This window comes from Capnocytophaga endodontalis (assembly GCF_002209445.1).
In the GTDB taxonomy this organism is placed as follows: domain Bacteria; phylum Bacteroidota; class Bacteroidia; order Flavobacteriales; family Flavobacteriaceae; genus Capnocytophaga; species Capnocytophaga periodontitidis.
On the sequence record NZ_CP022022.1, the window covers coordinates 1996501 to 2015981 of the forward strand.

Consider the following 19481-nt stretch of genomic DNA (forward strand, 5'->3'; position numbering starts at 1 on the left):
TCTTACCTTTGCCGCCTATTAAATGAAAATGTAAGAATTGATGAAATTTGTCCAGTATATCTTCTTATGCGTACTATGTGCATTACCAATGTTGGGACTATCTCAAAAAACACCTGTATTTAAAGTAGTTTTAGATGCTGGACACGGAGGTAAAGACCCTGGCAAGGTAGTAAACAAAAACATTTATGAAAAAGATGTAGTACTGAAAATAGTATTATTAGTAGGCAAAAAGTTAGAAGCCTATCCTGATATAAAGGTTATCTACACACGTAAAACTGATGAGTTGATTGACCTTTATGAGCGTGGTGCTATTGCTAATAGAAATAAGGCTGATGTATTTGTTTCTGTACATTGTAATGCTCACGAAACTCAAGTAGATGGAGCTGAAACCTATGTATTAGGGCTACACGCCAATGAGCAAAACTTTGAGGTTGCTAAAGCCGAAAACTCAGTAATTTATTTAGAAGAAGATTACAAAAAGAAATACGCCAAATACAACATCAACTCTCCAGAATCAGTGATAGGTGTTTCTATTATGCAAGAGGAATTTTTAGAACAGAGTATTCAGCTGGCTAAAATAGTACAAAATCAACTTACAGGAGTAATGAAACGCACTAATCGTGGGGTTCGCCAAGCAGGTTTTATCGTCTTACATCAAACCTATATGCCTAGTATCCTAATAGAAACTGCTTTTTTGACTAATAATGAAGAACGCAAGTTTCTCACTTCGGCTAAAGGACAAGAAGAGTTCGCTGAAAATATAGCGGAAGCGATTCTCGCTTATAAAAAATGGGTACAAGGAAAAAGTTCGTATGTAGCTCCTGATGATAGTATTTCTCAAGCGAGGGGAAGAGGGCGTAACTCTAAACAAACTGATGTTTCTAATAATAAAACAAACAATAACGAATTGAGTTATAAAATACAAATATCATCAAGCCCAAAACGTTTAGAAACTAAGTCTTTTAATTTTAAAGGACTCTCGCCTATATCAGCTGAAAAAGACAACAATGTGTATGTATATTATTATGGGAATACTTCTAAACACCGAGAAGCCCTTGAACTACTGAATAAAGCAAAAAAAAAAGGCTATAAAGATGCCTATATCGTAGCATTTTATCAAAAAAAACGTATTACAGTAGAAAAAGCTAAACAATTAGAAAAATAAACCTTATTCAAAATAGAAACAAATGAAATTATCCAGAGAAATAAAAACAGCAATTATAGTAGTAGCGGGAATTGTCGCTTTCTATGTTGGCTTCAACTTCTTGAAGTCTAAGTCGTTATTTCATAAAACGAATACTTATTACGCTTATTTTCCTCATTCAGGTGGATTGAAAACTGGTACACAAATCACTGTGAATGGAGTGAAAGTGGGAAGCGTGGAAGCAGTAGACTTAGAAGAGAAAAGTGCTAAGATAAAAATTACTATGGAGTGTTCAGATGATTTCAAATTCTCTAAAAATAGTGTAGCTGAACTCTACAATAGTTTACTTGGAGGAGCAGGATTACAAATTATTCCTGCTTTTGATAACGCACCCACAGCTGTATCAGGTGATGTATTAGAAGCACGTGTACAAGAAGATATGTTAGCTTCTCTCTCATCGTCAATCAAACCTACACAAGATAAACTCAATCACCTTTTAGGGCAAGCTGATACTACCCTTACAGGAGTTAATAGTATTTTAGATGCTAAAACTACTAACGATTTAAAAAATGCAATAGCTGAACTCGGTGCAACTATGCGCAATCTCAATCAAGCCTCAGCTACCCTCAACAAAATGTTAGTTGCTAATCAAACTAATTTGAATACTACTTTAACCAATGCTAATAAAATCACTACCGATTTATCAAAAGTATCAGGACAGCTTTCAGAAGCTGAACTCAACAAAGTAATTACCAATGCTCAAACTACACTTACTAATCTCAACACTCTTTTAGCTGATGTAGAAGGAGGTAAAGGCACTATTGGTAAACTACTAAAAGATGAGGCTCTCTATAAAGATTTGGATAAATCGGCTAAACAGCTTGAATTACTATTACAAGATTTGCGTTTGAATCCTAAACGTTACCTTCACTTCTCTGTTTTTGGTAAAAAAGCTAAAGTATACGAACCTAACGACGAAGAAAAAGCTGAATAAACATATTGATGAGCTTCCTTCCTAACATAGTATTTTTAATACTTCTCTGTATAGGAGGAGGCTTTTTTATTTATAATATACGCAAACTTATTAGGAATATCCGTTTAGGAAAAGCTGAAGATACCTCTGGTAATCACAAAGAGCGACTCAAAAATATGTTATGGCTTGTCTTAGGACAACAAAAAATGTTAGTACGTCCCATAGTAGGAATACTACATATTGTTGTATATGCAGGTTTTTTGATTATCAATATTGAGTTGTTAGAAATTCTCATAGATGGTATTTTGGGTACTCATAGAGTATTTGCTCCTTTAGGAAAATTTTATAATTCTTTGATAGCTTCTTTTGAGATATTAGCTCTTTTAGTAATTGTTTCAGTAACTGTATTTTGGATAAGACGGCATATCCTAAAAATACCTCGATTTCACAAAGCAGAACTCAAAGGTTGGGCTAAAAAAGATGCAAGTAATATCCTCTATGCCGAAATGGTGATGATGAGCCTTTTCTTGCTGATGAATGCTGCCGATGCCCAATTACAAGCACTGCAAGTACCTCATTATATACAAGCAGGAACTTTCCCTATAAGTCAATGGCTACGCCCTTTATTACAAAATGTTTCTGTAGGAACTCTTATTATCATAGAACGCAGTTGTTGGTGGTTACATATCATTGGAATATTATGTTTTCTAAACTATCTCTACTATTCTAAACATCTACACATATTATTAGCTTTTCCTAATACTTATTTTGCTTCTATACGTCCGTTAGGCACTTCTAAGGTAAACCCTATAGTAACACGAGAGGTAAAATTAATGTTAGACCCTAATGCCGATTCTTTTGCAACGGCTCAAGATACTAACCCTCCAGATAAGTTTGGAGCTTCGGATGTAACCGATCTTACGTGGATACAACTGATGAATGCTTATACTTGCACCGAGTGTGGGCGTTGTACTGATGAGTGTCCAGCGAATCTCACAGGTAAAAAACTTTCTCCTCGTGCTATTATGATGAAAACTCGTGACCGATTAGAAGAAATAGGTCGCAATATCGACAAACAAGGCACTTTTCAACCTGACGGCAAACAATTGTTAGGTGATTATATTACTCCTGAAGAATTATGGGCTTGCACTACTTGTAATGCTTGCGTAGAAGTCTGTCCTGTAGGAATTAACCCACTATCTATTATTATGGATATGAGACAATATTTAGTAATGGAACAATCAGCAGCTCCTGCCGAACTCAATGTAATGATGACTAATATAGAAAATAATGGAGCGCCTTGGGCATATAGTCAAGCAGATCGTGCTATAGTTTTTGATGAATAAAAGTGTGCTTATATTTCTGTTATCTAAATAATTTTACTACCTTTGCAGGAATTTTTTAAAGTAAAACACACAACTTTCAGTATTTATATCAATGGAAAATCCAGTATTACATTTAAAAGAAGTGTCTGTATATCAGAAAAATAATCTTATTTTATCCAATGTGAATCTCACTGTTGGAAAAGGAGAATTAGTATATCTCATCGGTAAGACAGGCTCAGGAAAAACTAGCTTAATCAAGTTACTTTATGGTGATTTACCCCTTACTAAAGGACAAGGAAAAGTAGTAGGTTTTAATCTTAAAAATCTTACAGAAGATGAAATTCCTCTGCTTCGTCGTAAGTTAGGAGTAGTATTCCAAGATTTTAAACTGCTTACGGATAGAAGTGTATATGATAATCTCGCTTTTGTTCTAAAAGCTACAGGGTGGACAGACAAAACCAAAATAGATAAACGCATTGAGGAAGTACTCGCCAAGGTAAAAATGCAGAATGCTGGATTTAAATTTCCTCACGAACTCTCAGGAGGTGAACAACAAAGAGTAGCCATAGCACGTGCCTTATTGAACAATCCAGAACTTATTTTAGCCGATGAGCCTACAGGTAATTTAGACCCTGAAACCAGCGTTGAAGTAATGCAAGTACTTAAGGAAATTAATGCCTCAGGGCGCACTATACTAATGGCAACTCACGACTATGCTCTTATTCTTAAATTTCCATCTAAAACATTAAAATGTGATGGTGAACGTATCTTTGAAGTAGTACAAAGAAGAGTAAAAAGCGAAGAATAAAAAATAAATAAAAATATAGTATATTTAAATAGACAGATAATAATGGCAATAAAAATATTAGCAAATGATGGCATTTCCGATTCAGGAAAAGAAGCATTAGAAAAAGAAGGGTTTGAGGTAATCACCACAAAAGTAGCTCAAAACCAATTGATAGATTATATAAACAAAAACGCCATTGATGTACTTTTAGTGCGTTCAGCTACTCAAGTACGCAAGGATATTATTGATGGTTGCCCTTCACTGAAGCTCATAGGTAGGGGAGGAGTAGGTATGGACAACATAGATGTAGATTATGCTCAAAGTAAAAATCTACACGTAATCAATACTCCTGCTTCTTCAGCTAACTCGGTGGCAGAACTCGTATTTGCCCACCTTTTTACTGGAGTGCGCTTTTTGCACGATGCTAACCGCAATATGCCTTTAGAAGGTGATACTCAGTTCAACGAACTGAAAAAAAACTATACCAATGGTGCTGAACTGCGTGGTAAAACCATAGGTATTATAGGTTTTGGACGTAGTGGGCAAGCAGTAGCTCGTATTGCTATAGGTTTAGGAATGAATGTATTAGCTTACGACCCTAAAGTAAAAGAAGCTGTAGTAACACTTGATTTTTTCAATGGACAAACCATACCATTCACCATCAAAACGGTAGAAAAAGAACGTTTATTGATGGAATCTGACTTTATCACCCTCAATAATAGTCCAGCTCAAGGAGGTTATGTGCTTGACACTCCTGAATTTAACTTGATGAAAGAAGGGGTAGGTGTAATAAACTTGGCAAGAGGAGGTGCCTTAAATGAGGTAGCTCTTATAGAAGCCTTGGAGCACGGCAAGGTAGCTTTTGCAGGTTTAGATGTGTTTGAGAACGAACCTAACCCCGCTATACAAGTACTAATGCATCCTCAAATATCACTCACCCCACACATAGGGGCATCTACTAACGAAGCTCAAAATCGTATAGGTTTTGAATTAGCTTCACAAATTGCAACCTTATTAAAATAATTATACTATGGCAGGAATTTTAGATTTTTTAGGAGGTGATAACCTCCAACAACTCGTGAAAGGATTGAGCGAGAAAACAGGTATTGGTGCTGATAAAGTAAGCTCTGTAGTAGATTCATTCAAATCTATGTTTGGCAATGCTGAAGGCAATGATATCTTAAACAAACTCACTGGCGATGGTAAATCGTCTACTTTGAACGCTATCAGTGAGAAAACAGGCGTTTCATTAGATGGTGTGAGTAAAATTTTTGAGAATTTAACCCCAATGATTTCTAACTTTTTCTCAGGTAAAGGTGGTAATATTGGTGAAATGATTACTTCTTTCTTCGACAAGAACAAAGATGGCAATGTAATGGATGATATAATGGGAGGTATAGGTAACCTCTTTGGAGGAAACAAATAATAATTCTCATACACTAAAATCTTATTACTTTGGCAGAGTTTTTGTACTTTGCCAAAGTAATTTTTATTTCAGATGAATACTGACGAGTACTTTATGCAAAAAGCTTTGGAGGAAGCTCAAATCGCTTTTGAAGAGGACGAAATCCCTGTAGGAGCTATTATAACAATTGACAATAGAATTATAGCTAAGGCACATAATCTTACTGAACGCCTAAAAGATGTAACTGCACATGCCGAAATGCAAGCCATAACTATGGCTGCTCACTATCTGGGGGGTAAATATCTCACAGATTGTACTATGTATATCACTTTAGAGCCTTGTGCAATGTGTGCAGGAGCTCTGTATTGGAGCCAGTTATCGCGATTAGTTTATGCTGCTGATGACCCTCATAGAGGTTTCAAAGCAATAGGAGGTAAATTACATCCTAAAACAGAGGTTGTTACGGGTATTTTATCTGAAGAAGCTACTACTTTATTAAAGCAATTTTTTCAGCAAAAAAGGAAATGAGAAAAACCTTTACTCTTATAGCACTCTTTCTCTTGGGAATGAATTATCTTCTTTCTCAAGAAATAGATACTTTAAAGGTAAAAGACTCGCTATTAGAAGGCATTTCACCTGAAAGAGAAGCTAAAAACAGAGTATTTTATGAGAGAATCAGAAACTTCTTTAGCAAATATAAGCTCACTAAAAATCTCAATAACTTTATTATAATTGAGGAAAAGACATCCGAAGGTACAAGCACCTCTACCGTTACTCCTAAAAAAGCCCCTTCTTATCAAGGGAAAATCATTAGAAATATCGTTATTACTACCTTAGACCCTTTTGGGTTTGATGAGAAAGATTTAAGCAAAGTACCTAACACTCGTTTGGAGCGTTTTGGCAATGCACTTCACGTGAAAACCCGCGAAAGTACGGTTCGCAAGTTTCTCCTGTTTAAAAAGGATAAGCCTTTAGATACCCTTTTGCTGAGTGAAACTGAACGTGTATTGCGCAATCAGCGGTATATCCGTAGGGCACAAGTGTGTGCTATCCCTGTGAGTCAAACCTCCGATTCAGTAGATGTGCAAGTGAATGTGCTCGATAGCTGGTCTATATACGTCGACGGGGACTTGGCAGGCAGTAGAGGCTGGACACGACTTACCGAGCAAAATCTCTTTGGGATAGGACACGAACTCTCGCTCACCTATCAACAATACTTTTCAGGAATCGGGAACAATGGTAAAGGCTTTAATTATGTGGTGAGAAACATCAAAAACACTTACATCAATGTGCGAACCGGTTATTATTCCGATTACAAGAACTATTTTTCAAAGAGCATACAGGTAGAGCGACCGCTGTATTCACCTTTGGCACGCTGGTCGGGGCGCCTAGGTTATTACGAATACCGATATGAAGACGAAGGTATTAGTTATCGCGACTCTATCTATATTCCTATCCTAATGACACGCACCTTCGATGCTTTTGGTAGTTGGATAAAGCCCCTCAGAAAAGTAGAAAATAAGTGCATCAATAACTTTATCATAGCTGGACGTTTTCGCAATATAAATTATTACGAGAAACCTTCTCCCGAGATAGACCCCGAGCAATATTACGGCAACGAGAACCTATATCTCACTCAATTCACTCTCAATAGTACAGGCTTTGTAAAAGACCGCTATATATTTCGCAACGGCGATATCGAGGACGTAGGAATAGGGCGTTCTTTGTTTCTCACCTCAGGCATACTGCGGAAGAACTACGCTACTTTGCCCTATCTTGGTATAGGCCTTGCTGAGGCAAACTATACCAAGCGTGGCTACTACCATTCTATCAATTTTGAGGTAGGCACATTCTTTAAGGACGGCACGAACAAAGAAACTGTGCTAAAAGGTGAAGGCACCTATTTCAGTAAATTGTTCAACATAGGCGATTGGCATTTTCGTCAGTTCTTGCGTTCCTCATTTGTAGTAGGTTTTAACCGAAATGTATACCAGCGAGACAGGATCAACTTAAATGAATCTAATGGTATCTTAGGCTTCAGTAGTCGTGAAGTATACGGCACACGCAAACTAATTTTTACTTCTCAAACACAAGTTTATGCACCTTTTCAGTTATTAGGTTTTAGGTTCAGTCCATTCCTATCAGCCGATGCAGGTTTTATAGGTAGAAATAATACAGCTTTTTTAAAAACTGAAGTCTATTCTAAAGTATCTTTGGGGTTCTATATATCTAATGACTACTTACCCTTTGGCGCTATAGAGTTTTCATTTGGGTATTACCCTAATATACCTGGAACGGGTAGGAATATCTTTAAATTTACAGGGATTACCAACGACGATTTTAGATTGCATAGTTTTTCTCAACGATTACCAAATGTTGTGTCGTTTAGATAACAAATGCTTTACAATAAGAAATATTAAAATAAACATTTGCACAATTCATTTATTTACCATACTTTTGTATCATTATAAAAGCAAATTATGTTACAAAATAATTACCAAGAAGAAACCTTTGCAGAGGAAGACGTGATAGAGCTTATAGATGATGAATGTCATCTCATTTTATACAATGATGATGTCAATACTTTTGATCACGTTATCGATACCTTAGTAGAGGTTTGTCATCACACTTTTGAGCAAGCCGAGCAATGTACTATTATTGTGCATTTCAAGGGAAAATGCGATGTAAAAACAGGAAGTTATGAATATCTAGAACCTCTTTGTACCGCACTTCTTGATGCTGGACTCTCTGCTCAAATAGAAAATTAATAATTACTATTTTTAAAATTATTCATCTTTAACTATTCACTAAAATCGTGGAACTAAAACTATCAAAACCTATTTGTTTTTTTGACCTTGAAACTACGGGCATCGATATTACCAAAGACCGTATCGTTGAAATATCTATCTTAAAAGTCTACCCCAATGGCAATAAAGAAAGTAAAACGTGGCTCGTAAACCCCACTATTCCTATCCCAAAAGCTGCCTCAGATGTACACGGCATTACTGATGAGCGCGTTGCGGGGGAACCCACTTTTAAAGAGCTTGCCAAGCAAATCCATAATATGATAAAAGATTCTGACCTTGCTGGCTACAATTCCGACCGTTTTGATATTCCTTTGCTTGCTGAAGAAATGTTGCGTGCCGAAGTAGATTTTGATTTGGGGAACCGAGTATCGGTAGATGTACAAACTATTTTTCACAAAATGGAACAGCGTACCCTCTCGGCAGCCTATAAGTTCTATTGTGGTAAAGACCTTATTGATGCGCATACAGCTTCGGCAGATACTAATGCCACTTATGAAATCCTCAAAGCCCAGCTTGACCGTTATGACAGCTTAGAGAACAACATCAAAAAACTCAGCGAGTTTACTTATCGAAAACAAATAGCCGACTTTGCTGGGTTTATTGGCTATAATGACAAAGGCGAGGAAATCTTTACTTTTGGGAAACACAAAGGCAAACGTGTAGAAGATATTTTTGACGAAGAACCAGGATATTTTGGTTGGCTTCTCGGTGCCAACTTCCCATTGTATACTAAAAAAATCCTTACGGCTATCAAGCTCCGTAAATTATCGGCTACTATTAAATAAAAAATAGCTCTAAAACTTCAGCAAAGTTCCAAATTTTGCTGAAGTTAGAATTTTCTACATTCATTTTTATTTATGGAAACAAACACCGACTTAGAAGAAGAAAACAAAGCCATTGCCCGCGAGTATAAAGAACTCTTGCGTATTAGCTATCAAACCTTGAGTGATGAAGATAAAAAACTCATTCGCTTGGCGTTTGATACAGCTGTTGATGCGCACAAAAACCAACGCCGAAAAAGTGGGGAGCCTTATATTTTTCACCCTATTGCCGTAGCTAAAATTGTTGCTTCACAAATAGGATTAGACGCTATAGCCATTGCGTCGGCTTTGTTACATGATGTAGTAGAAGATACCGACTATACAATTGAAGATATGGAACGGCTTTTTGGTAAAACTGTAGCTCATATTGTAGAAGGACTTACCAAAATTTCGAGTATGAGCCGTGAAAATGATATCTCTTTACAAGCCGAGAACTTCCGAAAGCTCCTCCTCACGATGAACGACGATGTGCGTGTGATTCTCATCAAAATTGCTGACAGACTCCACAATATGCAAACGATGGATTCGATGGCAGAATACAAACAAGCCAAAATAGCTTCAGAAACACTCTATATTTATGCACCTATTGCTCACCGCATTGGCTTGTATAACATCAAAACAGAATTAGAAGACCTCGCCCTTAAATACACTGACCCCGAGCGCTACAATAGTATCCTAAACAAAATGGAGGAATCCAAAGAAGAACAACAGGAATACATTGAGGCGTTTACTAAAATCGTAGAAACCTCTTTAACACAACAAAAAATTGATTATTATATCAAAGGGCGCCCAAAATCAATCTATTCTATTTACCGAAAAATGGAATCGCAAGGTGTGAGTTTTGAAGAAGTTTACGATAAATTTGCAATTCGCATCATCTATAAAAGTGAACCAGCTGAAGAAAAGTTTTTGGCTTGGAAAATATACTCTATTGTTACCGACCACTTCCGTCCTAATCCCACCCGATTGCGAGATTGGATTTCCTCGCCTAAATCTACAGGTTATGAAGCCTTACACATTACTGTAATGGGTCCAAAAGGCAAATGGGTAGAGGTGCAAATACGCAGTGAACGTATGCACGAAATCGCTGAAAAAGGTTATGCTGCCCATTTTAAGTATAAACACGGCGATCAAAAAGAAGAAGGCATCGAAATGTGGCTTAATAGACTACAAGAAGTCTTTGAAAACAGCGAGGCAAATGCTGTAGATTTTGTAGAAGATTTCAAACTCAACTTGTATTCTAAAGAGATTTTCGTTTTTACCCCTAATGGTGAGATAAAATCTCTCCCGAAAGGTGCTACACCACTTGATTTTGCTTTTTCAATACATACAGGAGTGGGTTTAAAAACACGTGGAGCCAAAGTAAACAATAAATTAGTACCCTTAAACTATGTATTAAAGAGTGGTGAAACAGTAGAAATTATCACTGCCGAAAATGCAAAGCCCACTAAGAACTGGCTCAACTATGCTACCACTGCTAAAGCACGTAGTAAGATAAAAAATGCTCTGAAAGAAGAAACAAAAGCTGTTGCTGCTGAAGGAAAAGAGATTTTAGTTCGAAAATTAAAGCAATTGAAGGTTACTCTTAATGAAGAAGTAATGAATGAGCTAGTGAGTTACTTCAAAACAAAGACGAGTTTAGATATTTACTATCAAGCAGGAACGGGAGAAATCAGTAACCAAATGCTAAAAGAGTTTGTGTCTCATCGCACGTCTTTCTTTGGTTTATTCAAAAATAAAGTAGTTAAAAAACCTACTGAAGAACCTGTTTATTCGCCCAACGTTCACTATGATAGCATTGTGTTTGGTAAAGAAGAAGAATCTTTAGACTATACTTTTTCAAAATGTTGCAATCCTATCCCTGGTGATCCTATTTTTGGGTTTGTTACTATCAATGAAGGGGTAAAGGTACATAAAAAAACTTGTCCGAATGCCATTTCGATGCAATCGAATTACGCTTATCGTATCATTCAAGCTAAATGGGTAAAATCTGATGAAAGAGATTTCAAAGTGAGTCTTAGAATTAGTGGTATTGACCGCGATGGACTCATTAGCGATATCTCAAAAGTGATTTTGGATAGCAAATTTGTAAAGCTCACCAACATTAATATTGATACTGAAGGTAATGTATTCAGCGGAAAAGTCTCTATTTCAATCAACAACAATGCTACTTTAAAAAAACTGATGCAAGATATTAAGAACATTAAAGGAGTAGATAAAGTAAACAGACTATAATATGCGTAAATTAGCGAATAATGAACTCAATAGATTGGATATTGAGCAATTTAAGAAGGCTGAAAAAACACCTTTAACAGTAATTTTGGATAATGTGAGAAGTTTGAACAATATAGGTTCTGTTTTTCGCACTTGTGATGCTTTTTTAATTGAAAAGATATACCTCTGTGGGATTACCGCCACTCCTCCAAACAAAGAGATTCATAAAACAGCTTTGGGTGCGACTGATAGTGTGGCATGGGAATATGTAGAAAATACACTTTCGGCAGTAGAAAAGCTAAAAGAGCAAGGAGTTTATATTATTAGTATTGAGCAAGCTGAAAATTCTACAATGCTGAATGATTTTCAGCCTAACGGAAAGCAAAAATATGCTATTATCTTTGGCAACGAGGTAAAAGGAGTGGGACAAGAAGTGGTTTCAGCTTCTGATGAGGTGATAGAAATTCCACAGTATGGTACTAAACATTCTCTGAATATTTCGGTAAGTGCAGGAATTGCTATTTGGGAGTTAACAATGAAGCTCAGGAAGCATACAATGTTATAAAAATAGAAATGATAAACAAAAAGCCTGATAACAATATGTTATCAGGCTTTTTTTGTAGAGCGGGAGACGAGGTTCGAACTCGCGACATTCAGCTTGGAAGGCTGACGCTCTACCAACTGAGCTACTCCCGCAATTATAGTGATATAGATATATTTTCTGAGTGCAAATATACAGTCATTTACTATAATCTTCCAAATTTTTTAATACTTTTTTTGTTGAGCTTTCTGCAAATAAAAGTAAATACTTATAAATCAATCTCTTTTTTCTTACTATTTTTCTTTTGATAAAAGTAAAGACAAATGTATGAAGATAAATACCCAGCATTTATGGATAATAATAACAAAGTTCCACGTAAAGGGTGAGTCCAACTACCTATAAAACTTTCATCAATAGCATAAATCAACAATATAATATAAGGAATCCAAAATAAGATTGTTTTTTTTAAGAATAAAAAGCTACTGATAAGCAAACATAAAGGTAAGGCATAAAATAATATAAGTCCCACTATAAAACCCCACCCCCAAGCTTTGTTTGTATCAGCTTTTAACCAATCGATATAAGCTTTTTCTCCAAGTATATAAACTAAGAATGCTATACAAGTTGCAAATATAACAAATGACAATAGTATAATTACTTTGCATAAAGTTTTAAAGTGCATATTCTTACTAATTTTTATCTTTATAAGTAGCAAAACTTACTAAAAGTAGCGAAACAAGTTCTTTATGACTGATTTTCATTGTAGAACTTGCAATACTAATAGGAGCTCCATACATTTTCTGACTCCATTGCATCATCTTTTTTACAAAAAAGTTCTTTTCATTAGCAATAAGAGTTTCAGGATTTCTCACTTGTATCAAAATACTCTTATTTCCTTTGATTTCTAATTCTTGAAAGCCTATTATTTCTTCCCAAGGAATAAGATAATACTTTTGTATTCTTATGTGTAGGGCTTTTTCATCTATGGCAAGTACCCATTGATTGTTTAGCAAGTTTTTTATGATAAAAAATAGAGCTGTTAAAGCAAAAACTACAACGATAATACCTATAGCTTCTATAAAAACAATGCTTCTTTTGCTGTCTTTAGATAATCCATTGGCATTTAGAAAACAAAATAAGCCTATTGCGAAGAAAATAATGGTTAAGAATAGTAGAAAAATGTTTTTCTTTTTGCTAGTGTAAATTTCTATTCGTTCCATTGTTTTATTTTAAAGCTGTAAGTCTTTCTATACCTTTGTGATACTCTGTTATAATCTCATCAATAACTTCTTGTACACTTTGTACTTTAGTAATGAGTGAAGCTGCTTGTCCTATTTCAAGCTCACCTTGTTCCATATCTCCTTCAAACATTCCTTGTTTGGTACGACGATTTCCCACTAAGGCTTTTAGGTTCTCAACAGTAGCTTGTTGGGTATTGTATAGCTCTTTAACTTGTTGATAAAAGCCATTTTTTAATAACCTTACTGGGGCTAATTCTTTCAATGTAAGCTCAGTATCTCCTTCACCAGCTGCCACAACCTTCTCTTTGAAAGCGGGGTGTACAGACGCTTCAGTAGTAGCAACAAATCTACTGCCTATCTGTACCCCTTCGGCACCTAAGGCAAGAGCAGCAAGCATTCCGCTACCTGTAGCAATTCCCCCTGCAGCAATGAGAGGAATATCTAATACTTTACGTACAGCAGGAATGAGCACCATTGTGCTAGTTTCTTCACGTCCGTTGTGACCACCCGCTTCAAAGCCCTCAGCTACCACAGCATCTACACCGGCAACTTGGGCTTTAAGGGCAAACTTACTACTGCTCACTACGTGAGCTACTTTTATGCCTTCTTTTTGCAATAAAGACGTATAGGTAGCAGGATTTCCTGCCGAAGTAAATACAATCTTTACCCCTTCGCGCAAAATCACTTCAATAGCTTTGTCCATTTCGGGGTACATAATAGGAATATTCACCCCAAAAGGTTTATCGGTAGCCGCTTTACACTTACGTATGTGTTCTGTAAGGGTTTCGGGGTGCATAGAGCCTGCGCCCAATAGTCCCAAACCGCCTGCATTGCTCACTGCTGAAGCCAATCGCCAACCACTTGCCCATATCATTCCTCCCTGAATAATAGGATATTGAATATTAAAAAGTTCTGTAATACGTGTTTTCATTGTCTACAATTTAAGATTGTTATTCTCATCGAACGCCCAAAAAGGATTATAAGCGACTTCAAACACATAACCGTCTAAATCTTTAAAGTAACCGCTATAGCCACCCCAAAATACTTTTTGAGCAGGTTTTATTATAGTTGCTCCTAATTCTTTAACTTTGGCTAATACAGCGTCTACTTCCGCTTCCGAGGTAGCATTGTAGCTGATAGTCATTCCTGCAAACGAACTTGGCTCATAAGGCAAAGTAGTATCTTCTGAAAGTTCTTCTAAGGGGTAAAGCCCCAATACTATGCCTCCCAAAGGAAAAAGAGCATAGTTGTTCATACTTTTATCTGATTTTTGCCAACCTAAGCCTTCGTAGAAACTAAGGGCTTTTTGAAAATCGCGAACGCCCAAAGTAATCAAAGTAAATTTTTGTCTCATACTATTGATTTGTTATAAGTTCTTTTTCTTTTTTAGGAACTTTAGCGAGTACTTCTTCGTAAGAATGTTGTACCATTTCTTCAATAAGAGTAGGAGGGAGGCTCTCTACCAAAACTGTATTCCAAAGTTTTTTGTTTAAGTGATAGCCTGCTACAATCTTTTCAGGGTATTGCTCACGAAGCTCCAAAGCGCGCTCAGGGTTGCATTTGAGACTTGCCCTCAAAGGAACGCTTTCTAAATTCGTAAGCACGAATATCCTTCCACAAATGCGAAAAGCCAATATGTCCTCGCCAAAAGGCATATCTTCAGTAGTATGTGGTAAGGACAAACAAAAGTCTCTGAAAGTTTCTAAGTTCATTGTTTTAGGTAAGAGATAAGATAAAAGGGTTGCCTATTATTCAAGACAACCCTTTATTTTATACATTCCATTCATTTGCTAATTTACAAATATACTAATACTAATTAAGCTTTTGAGGTAAGCGATTTGAAAAATACAAATCCAAAACCTAAAGTAAGCATACAGTGGAATGGAAACATCCCAAAATCATTGAGACGAACAGCACTATATAATCCAAAAGCAAAGTACAACATTAGTAAAAACTCTACTATCATATTAGGTGATAGTTTAGTGTTGATATATTTATTGTTTTTCCAGCTATCACTTAGCGAACTGATGTTGAACTTAGGGGTACGTACAAACTCGCTGCGTTTGCCACTATGTCCTTCAAGTACAGCAATAGTATTGTGGAAAGAAAATCCTAAAGCCACTGAGAAGAATGTAAAGAATAGTTTTACATAGTTCAAAAAGTCATCAAAAGTCTTCCCTTGCAAGTTCTTATAAGTAAACCAATAGCAGATAAACAAAATAATAGTACTTGTTATAAAGAAACTAGTGAAGTGGAATATCCATCCTAAATGACCGTATTGATTTTTGAGGTATAACATTGGGATACTGAAAATGGCAGTGATAAACACCCATAAAAACATTGAGCTGTTCAAGAGGTGCATTACTCCGTGGAATTTAGTTTTCCATCCAATATTTTTAGCAGCGAGTAAACGACCTACACTTTTGCGGAAGTTTTCAGCACCTCCTTTGTTCCAACGGAATTGTTGTGAGCGCGCTGCCGAGATAACTACAGGAAGCTCTGCAGGAGTTTCTACATCTTCCAAATATTTAAACTTCCAATTTTTTAACTGAGCGCGATAGCTAAGGTCTAGGTCTTCGGTAAGTGTATCGCCTTCCCAATTGCCAGCATCGTATATACAAGCTTTGCGCCAAATACCTGCAGTACCATTGAAATTTATAAAGTAGCCTTTAGAGTTACGCCCTACTTGTTCAAGAGTGAAGTGAACATCAAGAGCAAGAGCTTGTATTTTAGTAAGGATAGAGTAATTACGATTGATATGTCCCCAACGGGTTTGTACTACTCCTATTTCAGGGTCTTTGAAGTATATTACAGTACGTTTAAGCCAGTCAGGTTGTGGTAAAAAGTCAGCATCAAAGATAGCTATAAAATCACCTTTAGCGATAGCTAACCCTTCTTTTAGGGCTCCTGCTTTGAAACCTTGACGATTTTCACGTCGTATATGCTGAATATCTAAGCCTGTAGCTTGTAAATTTCTAATAATTTCAGCGGTTTCAGCTACCGATTCGTCAGTAGAGTCATCAAGCACTTGTATTTCAAGTTTGGTGCGCGGATACTCAAGTTTAGCAATGTTTTCAAGTAAACGAGGTACTACGTACTTTTCATTGTAAAGTGGTAGTTGGATGGTTACGTAGGGTATCTCTTTTGGGTCAAGAAGGTTGAACTTAGGAGACTCGTCATTTTGTTTGCGGTGTTTTAAATAGTTCAGCAGCAAACTAAGCATTGAAAGACTATATAAAAAAATGCCTATCAAAGCTGTACAATAGATAATAATAATTGTGTAATTAATAAATGTTGCCATAAATTATTGTTTTATGTTCTTTTATTTTGCAAAAGTACGCGTTTTTTTGAATACGCCAAGAAAAAAAAGAATTATTTTTTAGAAAACGTTTTTAATTAACTGATTTTTAAAGTGTAAAAAAATAACCACTCTTGTAAATCAGGCTATTATCTATTTCAAAACAGAACCTCATTTTTCTTTGTATATTCTGCAGAAATAGCCATTTAACTTCCATCCAATTTGCCAAAATATTTTAGCTAATTGCTAATAGACAATTATCAATTACATATTGAATATCAAAAACTTAAAAAAAATAGAAAAAAAACATCAACTTTTTTTATTGCTATCTCAAAAAAACTTTGTATCTTAGCCCGCTAATTGTAATAAAAACCTTACTTTTATATAGTAAATAATTATGACAGAAGGAGAAAAATTGATTCCTGTTGATATCAGCGAAGAGATGAAATCTGCTTACATCGATTATTCGATGTCAGTAATCGTTTCGCGCGCATTACCCGATGTGCGTGATGGGTTGAAACCTGTTCACCGTCGCGTGCTCTATGGTATGTTCGATATGGGCGTACTCAGCAATCGTCCCTATAAAAAATCAGCTGCCATTGTTGGGGAAGTACTTGGTAAATACCACCCTCACGGCGATACCGCTGTGTATGATACTATGGTGCGTATGGCTCAGTACTGGAGTTTGCGCTATATGCTCGTTGATGGGCAAGGTAACTTTGGTTCTATGGGAGGTGACCCACCTGCCGCAATGCGTTATACCGAAGCCCGTATGCGCAAATTCTCAGAAGATATGCTTATTGATATCGATAAAGAGACTGTTGACCACCAACTTACTTATGATGATTCTCGTGAAGAACCTATCGTACTCCCTACCCGTATTCCTAATTTATTAGTGAATGGTTCTGCGGGTATCGCTGTGGGTATGGCTACTAATATGGCTCCTCATAACCTTAGTGAAGTAATTGATGGTACCATCGCTTATATCGATAATAATGATATTGAAATAGATGAACTTATCAAACATATCAAAGCTCCTGATTTCCCTACAGGTGGTATTATCTATGGTTATGAAGGAGTAAAAGAGGCTTTTAAAACGGGACGCGGTCGTGTGATTATACGTGCTAAAGCTGAGTTTCAAGAGGTAAAGGGCAAAGAATGTATAGTCGTTACCGAAGTACCTTATCAAGTAGATACATCTATCTTACTGAAAAAAACCTCCGATTTAGTAAAAGAAGGTAAGTTAGAGGGTATTACTGATGTACGCGATGAATCAGCTCGTGGTAAGATTCGTATTGTTTATATCCTAAAACGTGATGCTGTACCTAATGTAGTACTAAACAACTTGTTTAAACATACTGAATTACAAACTTCTTTTAGTGTGAATAACATTGCTTTGGTAAATGGTCGCCCTCAGCTATTAAACCTTAAAGAGCTTATTTATCACTTTGTAGAACATCGTCATGATGTGGTATATCGTCGCACTGATTACGAGTTACGTAAAGCTAAAGAACGTATCCATATCTTGGAAGGTTTTATGAAAGTGATGGCTACCGAAGATACAATGGGTAAAGCTATTGAAATCATCCGTTTTCACGATAAACCTAAAGAAGATTTGATAGCTGAGTTTGATCTTACAGATATTCAAGCCGAAGCTATCTTAGCCTTAGCTCTACGTCGTATCAACAAAGCGTTAATCTTACAAACTAAAGAAGAATACGAACAAAAATTAGCCGAAATACGTGATTTAGAAGATATCTTAGCTCGTAAAGAACGCCGAACTGAAATTATCAAAGAAGAACTTCTTGAAATAAAAGAAAAATACGGCGATGCCCGTCGCTCTACTATTGAGTATGCAGGAGGTGAGTTTAGTGTAGAAGATATGATCCCCGATGATAAAATGGTCATTACTATTTCTCACGCAGGTTATATTAAGCGCACTTCTCTCAGTGAGTATAAAACACAAAGTAGGGGAGGGGTAGGTCAAAAAGCCTCTACCACTCGCGACCAAGATTTCTTAGAACACCTATTTGTAAGCTCCAACCACCAGTACCTATTGTTCTTTACCCAGAAAGGTAAATGTTTTTGGATGCGTGTCTACGAAATCCCTGAAGGTAGCAAAACTGCCAAAGGTCGTGCTGTACAAAATCTTATCAATATAGAACAAGACGACAAGATCAAAGCCTTTGTGAGCGTTCAAAATCTCAAAGATGAAGAGTATATTAATAATAACTACCTCATTATGGCTACCAAACAAGGTACTGTAAAGAAAACCTTGCTCAAAGAATACTCCCGCCCACGTCAGAATGGTATCAATGCCATTACTATTAAAGAAGGCGATGAGCTTATCGAAGCTAAACTTACCTCAGGCAGTAGCCAGCTGATGTTAGCAGTGAAATCAGGTCGTGCAATACGTTTTGGGGAAGAGAAAGTGCGTGCCGTAGGGCGTAATTCTCAAGGGGTACGAGGTATCGACCTCAACACCGAAAATGATGAAGTAGTAGGTATGATAGCTATCGAAAACCCACGTGAAGAAACCGTATTAGTTGTCTCTGAAAACGGTTATGGAAAACGTTCATACATCGATGACCCCGAAACACACGAAGCAGTATACCGTATTACTAACCGTGGAGGTAAAGGGGTAAAAACTATTTCTATTACTGAGAAAACAGGTCAGTTAGTTGCTATCAAGAGTGTTTTGGAAGGCGAAGACTTAATGATTATCAACAAATCAGGTATTGCAATACGCCTCTCCATCGATACACTGCGCATCTCTGGACGTGCTACCCAAGGTGTAAAACTCATCAACATCAAAGGTAAAGACTCTATTGCTGCCGTTACCAAAGTAATGAAAGAAGATGATGATGAAACCGATGCTACTGAGGAAGTAACACCTCCTACCGAAGAATAAAAATCTGTGTTCAT

Annotated in this window: 19 protein-coding genes and 1 tRNA gene; 13 read left to right on the forward strand and 7 right to left on the reverse strand. The window is 36.5% G+C overall.

What is annotated here, in order from left to right:
* The first annotated feature begins 40 nt into the window (after nucleotides 1-40).
* From CBG49_RS08910 to CBG49_RS08965, 12 genes are all read left to right on the forward strand, one after another.
* The gene (locus CBG49_RS08910) at nucleotides 41-1165 is read left to right on the forward strand and encodes an N-acetylmuramoyl-L-alanine amidase family protein (RefSeq protein WP_088594218.1); all 1125 of its coding nucleotides are present in this window, start codon (nucleotides 41-43) and stop codon (nucleotides 1163-1165) included.
* 22 nt (nucleotides 1166-1187) lie between these two features.
* Complete coding sequence (locus CBG49_RS08915) at nucleotides 1188-2138, forward strand: MlaD family protein (RefSeq protein WP_088594219.1); 951 nt, start codon at nucleotides 1188-1190, stop codon at nucleotides 2136-2138.
* Between the two features lie 8 nt (nucleotides 2139-2146).
* A complete protein-coding gene (locus CBG49_RS08920) occupies nucleotides 2147-3463 on the forward strand; it encodes a 4Fe-4S dicluster domain-containing protein (protein ID WP_088594220.1) in 1317 nt (438 codons plus the stop codon).
* Nucleotides 3464-3554: 91 nt separating this feature from the next.
* Nucleotides 3555-4250, forward strand: coding sequence for a cell division ATP-binding protein FtsE (locus tag CBG49_RS08925; RefSeq protein WP_088594221.1), 696 nt, complete (start codon nucleotides 3555-3557; stop codon nucleotides 4248-4250).
* A 42-nt stretch (nucleotides 4251-4292) separates the two neighbouring features.
* A complete protein-coding gene (locus tag CBG49_RS08930) occupies nucleotides 4293-5252 on the forward strand; it encodes a D-2-hydroxyacid dehydrogenase (protein ID WP_088594222.1) in 960 nt (319 codons plus the stop codon).
* A gap of 7 nt (nucleotides 5253-5259) precedes the next feature.
* Nucleotides 5260-5655 (forward strand): DUF937 domain-containing protein, encoded by a 396-nt coding sequence (locus CBG49_RS08935; RefSeq protein WP_002678182.1) that lies wholly within the window; start codon nucleotides 5260-5262, stop codon nucleotides 5653-5655.
* A 72-nt stretch (nucleotides 5656-5727) separates the two neighbouring features.
* Nucleotides 5728-6162 carry a nucleoside deaminase gene (locus CBG49_RS08940; RefSeq protein ID WP_009413124.1) on the forward strand — a complete coding sequence of 145 codons (435 nt, stop codon included), beginning with the start codon at nucleotides 5728-5730 and terminating at the stop codon, nucleotides 6160-6162.
* Nucleotides 6159-8027, forward strand: coding sequence for a BamA/TamA family outer membrane protein (locus CBG49_RS08945; protein WP_088594223.1), 1869 nt, complete (start codon nucleotides 6159-6161; stop codon nucleotides 8025-8027). The genes CBG49_RS08940 and CBG49_RS08945 overlap by 4 nt, the downstream gene beginning before the upstream one ends.
* Before the next feature lie 87 nt (nucleotides 8028-8114).
* Nucleotides 8115-8402 carry an ATP-dependent Clp protease adaptor ClpS gene (locus CBG49_RS08950; RefSeq protein WP_088594224.1) on the forward strand — a complete coding sequence of 96 codons (288 nt, stop codon included), beginning with the start codon at nucleotides 8115-8117 and terminating at the stop codon, nucleotides 8400-8402.
* 47 nt (nucleotides 8403-8449) lie between these two features.
* Entirely contained in the window at nucleotides 8450-9226 is a 777-nt protein-coding gene (locus CBG49_RS08955; protein WP_088594225.1) for a 3'-5' exonuclease, read from the forward strand.
* 72 nt (nucleotides 9227-9298) lie between these two features.
* Nucleotides 9299-11497, forward strand: coding sequence for a RelA/SpoT family protein (locus CBG49_RS08960; RefSeq protein WP_088594226.1), 2199 nt, complete (start codon nucleotides 9299-9301; stop codon nucleotides 11495-11497).
* Nucleotide 11498: 1 nt separating this feature from the next.
* Nucleotides 11499-12041: an RNA methyltransferase gene (locus CBG49_RS08965; protein WP_088594227.1), complete on the forward strand. Its 543-nt coding sequence runs from the start codon at nucleotides 11499-11501 to the stop codon at nucleotides 12039-12041.
* Between the two features lie 58 nt (nucleotides 12042-12099).
* On the opposite strand, the gene CBG49_RS08970 is transcribed toward CBG49_RS08965, so the two are convergent.
* The 7 genes from CBG49_RS08970 to CBG49_RS09000 form a co-directional block, all read right to left on the reverse strand.
* Nucleotides 12100-12172: transfer RNA gene (locus CBG49_RS08970), tRNA-Gly, on the reverse strand.
* A 113-nt stretch (nucleotides 12173-12285) separates the two neighbouring features.
* Nucleotides 12286-12699 (reverse strand): hypothetical protein, encoded by a 414-nt coding sequence (locus CBG49_RS08975; RefSeq protein ID WP_088594228.1) that lies wholly within the window; start codon nucleotides 12697-12699, stop codon nucleotides 12286-12288.
* A 7-nt stretch (nucleotides 12700-12706) separates the two neighbouring features.
* Entirely contained in the window at nucleotides 12707-13237 is a 531-nt protein-coding gene (locus CBG49_RS08980; RefSeq protein WP_088594229.1) for an STM3941 family protein, read from the reverse strand.
* A gap of 4 nt (nucleotides 13238-13241) precedes the next feature.
* Nucleotides 13242-14189: an NAD(P)H-dependent flavin oxidoreductase gene (locus CBG49_RS08985; protein WP_088594230.1), complete on the reverse strand. Its 948-nt coding sequence runs from the start codon at nucleotides 14187-14189 to the stop codon at nucleotides 13242-13244.
* A 3-nt stretch (nucleotides 14190-14192) separates the two neighbouring features.
* Complete coding sequence (locus CBG49_RS08990; protein WP_088594231.1) at nucleotides 14193-14612, reverse strand: VOC family protein; 420 nt, start codon at nucleotides 14610-14612, stop codon at nucleotides 14193-14195.
* Nucleotide 14613: 1 nt separating this feature from the next.
* On the reverse strand, nucleotides 14614-14970 hold the full coding sequence (locus CBG49_RS08995; protein WP_088594232.1) for an MmcQ/YjbR family DNA-binding protein: 357 nt from the start codon (nucleotides 14968-14970) through the stop codon (nucleotides 14614-14616).
* Nucleotides 14971-15074: 104 nt separating this feature from the next.
* Complete coding sequence (locus tag CBG49_RS09000) at nucleotides 15075-16559, reverse strand: cellulose synthase family protein (RefSeq protein WP_034555524.1); 1485 nt, start codon at nucleotides 16557-16559, stop codon at nucleotides 15075-15077.
* A gap of 394 nt (nucleotides 16560-16953) precedes the next feature.
* Here CBG49_RS09000 and gyrA point away from each other — a divergent pair, with 394 nt between their 5' ends.
* Nucleotides 16954-19467 (forward strand): DNA gyrase subunit A, encoded by a 2514-nt coding sequence (gene gyrA, locus CBG49_RS09005; RefSeq protein WP_088594233.1) that lies wholly within the window; start codon nucleotides 16954-16956, stop codon nucleotides 19465-19467.
* The last annotated feature ends 14 nt before the right edge of the window (nucleotides 19468-19481 follow it).

Excerpts from the sequence above, each read along its gene's own strand:
- CBG49_RS08910 (WP_088594218.1), top strand. The coding sequence starts at position 41 with ATGAAATTTGTCCAGTATATCTTCTTATGCGTACTATGTGCATTACCA.
- CBG49_RS08915 (WP_088594219.1), top strand. The coding sequence starts at position 1,188 with ATGAAATTATCCAGAGAAATAAAAACAGCAATTATAGTAGTAGCGGGA.
- CBG49_RS08920 (WP_088594220.1), top strand. The coding sequence starts at position 2,147 with ATGAGCTTCCTTCCTAACATAGTATTTTTAATACTTCTCTGTATAGGA.
- CBG49_RS08925 (WP_088594221.1), top strand. The coding sequence starts at position 3,555 with ATGGAAAATCCAGTATTACATTTAAAAGAAGTGTCTGTATATCAGAAA.
- CBG49_RS08930 (WP_088594222.1), top strand. The coding sequence starts at position 4,293 with ATGGCAATAAAAATATTAGCAAATGATGGCATTTCCGATTCAGGAAAA.
- CBG49_RS08935 (WP_002678182.1), top strand. The coding sequence starts at position 5,260 with ATGGCAGGAATTTTAGATTTTTTAGGAGGTGATAACCTCCAACAACTC.
- CBG49_RS08940 (WP_009413124.1), top strand. The coding sequence starts at position 5,728 with ATGAATACTGACGAGTACTTTATGCAAAAAGCTTTGGAGGAAGCTCAA.
- CBG49_RS08945 (WP_088594223.1), top strand. The coding sequence starts at position 6,159 with ATGAGAAAAACCTTTACTCTTATAGCACTCTTTCTCTTGGGAATGAAT.
- CBG49_RS08950 (WP_088594224.1), top strand. The coding sequence starts at position 8,115 with ATGTTACAAAATAATTACCAAGAAGAAACCTTTGCAGAGGAAGACGTG.
- CBG49_RS08960 (WP_088594226.1), top strand. The coding sequence starts at position 9,299 with ATGGAAACAAACACCGACTTAGAAGAAGAAAACAAAGCCATTGCCCGC.
- CBG49_RS08965 (WP_088594227.1), top strand. The coding sequence starts at position 11,499 with ATGCGTAAATTAGCGAATAATGAACTCAATAGATTGGATATTGAGCAA.
- CBG49_RS08975 (WP_088594228.1), bottom strand. The coding sequence starts at position 12,699 with ATGCACTTTAAAACTTTATGCAAAGTAATTATACTATTGTCATTTGTT.
- CBG49_RS08980 (WP_088594229.1), bottom strand. The coding sequence starts at position 13,237 with ATGGAACGAATAGAAATTTACACTAGCAAAAAGAAAAACATTTTTCTA.
- CBG49_RS08985 (WP_088594230.1), bottom strand. The coding sequence starts at position 14,189 with ATGAAAACACGTATTACAGAACTTTTTAATATTCAATATCCTATTATT.
- CBG49_RS08990 (WP_088594231.1), bottom strand. The coding sequence starts at position 14,612 with ATGAGACAAAAATTTACTTTGATTACTTTGGGCGTTCGCGATTTTCAA.
- CBG49_RS08995 (WP_088594232.1), bottom strand. The coding sequence starts at position 14,970 with ATGAACTTAGAAACTTTCAGAGACTTTTGTTTGTCCTTACCACATACT.
- CBG49_RS09000 (WP_034555524.1), bottom strand. The coding sequence starts at position 16,559 with ATGGCAACATTTATTAATTACACAATTATTATTATCTATTGTACAGCT.
- gyrA (WP_088594233.1), top strand. The coding sequence starts at position 16,954 with ATGACAGAAGGAGAAAAATTGATTCCTGTTGATATCAGCGAAGAGATG.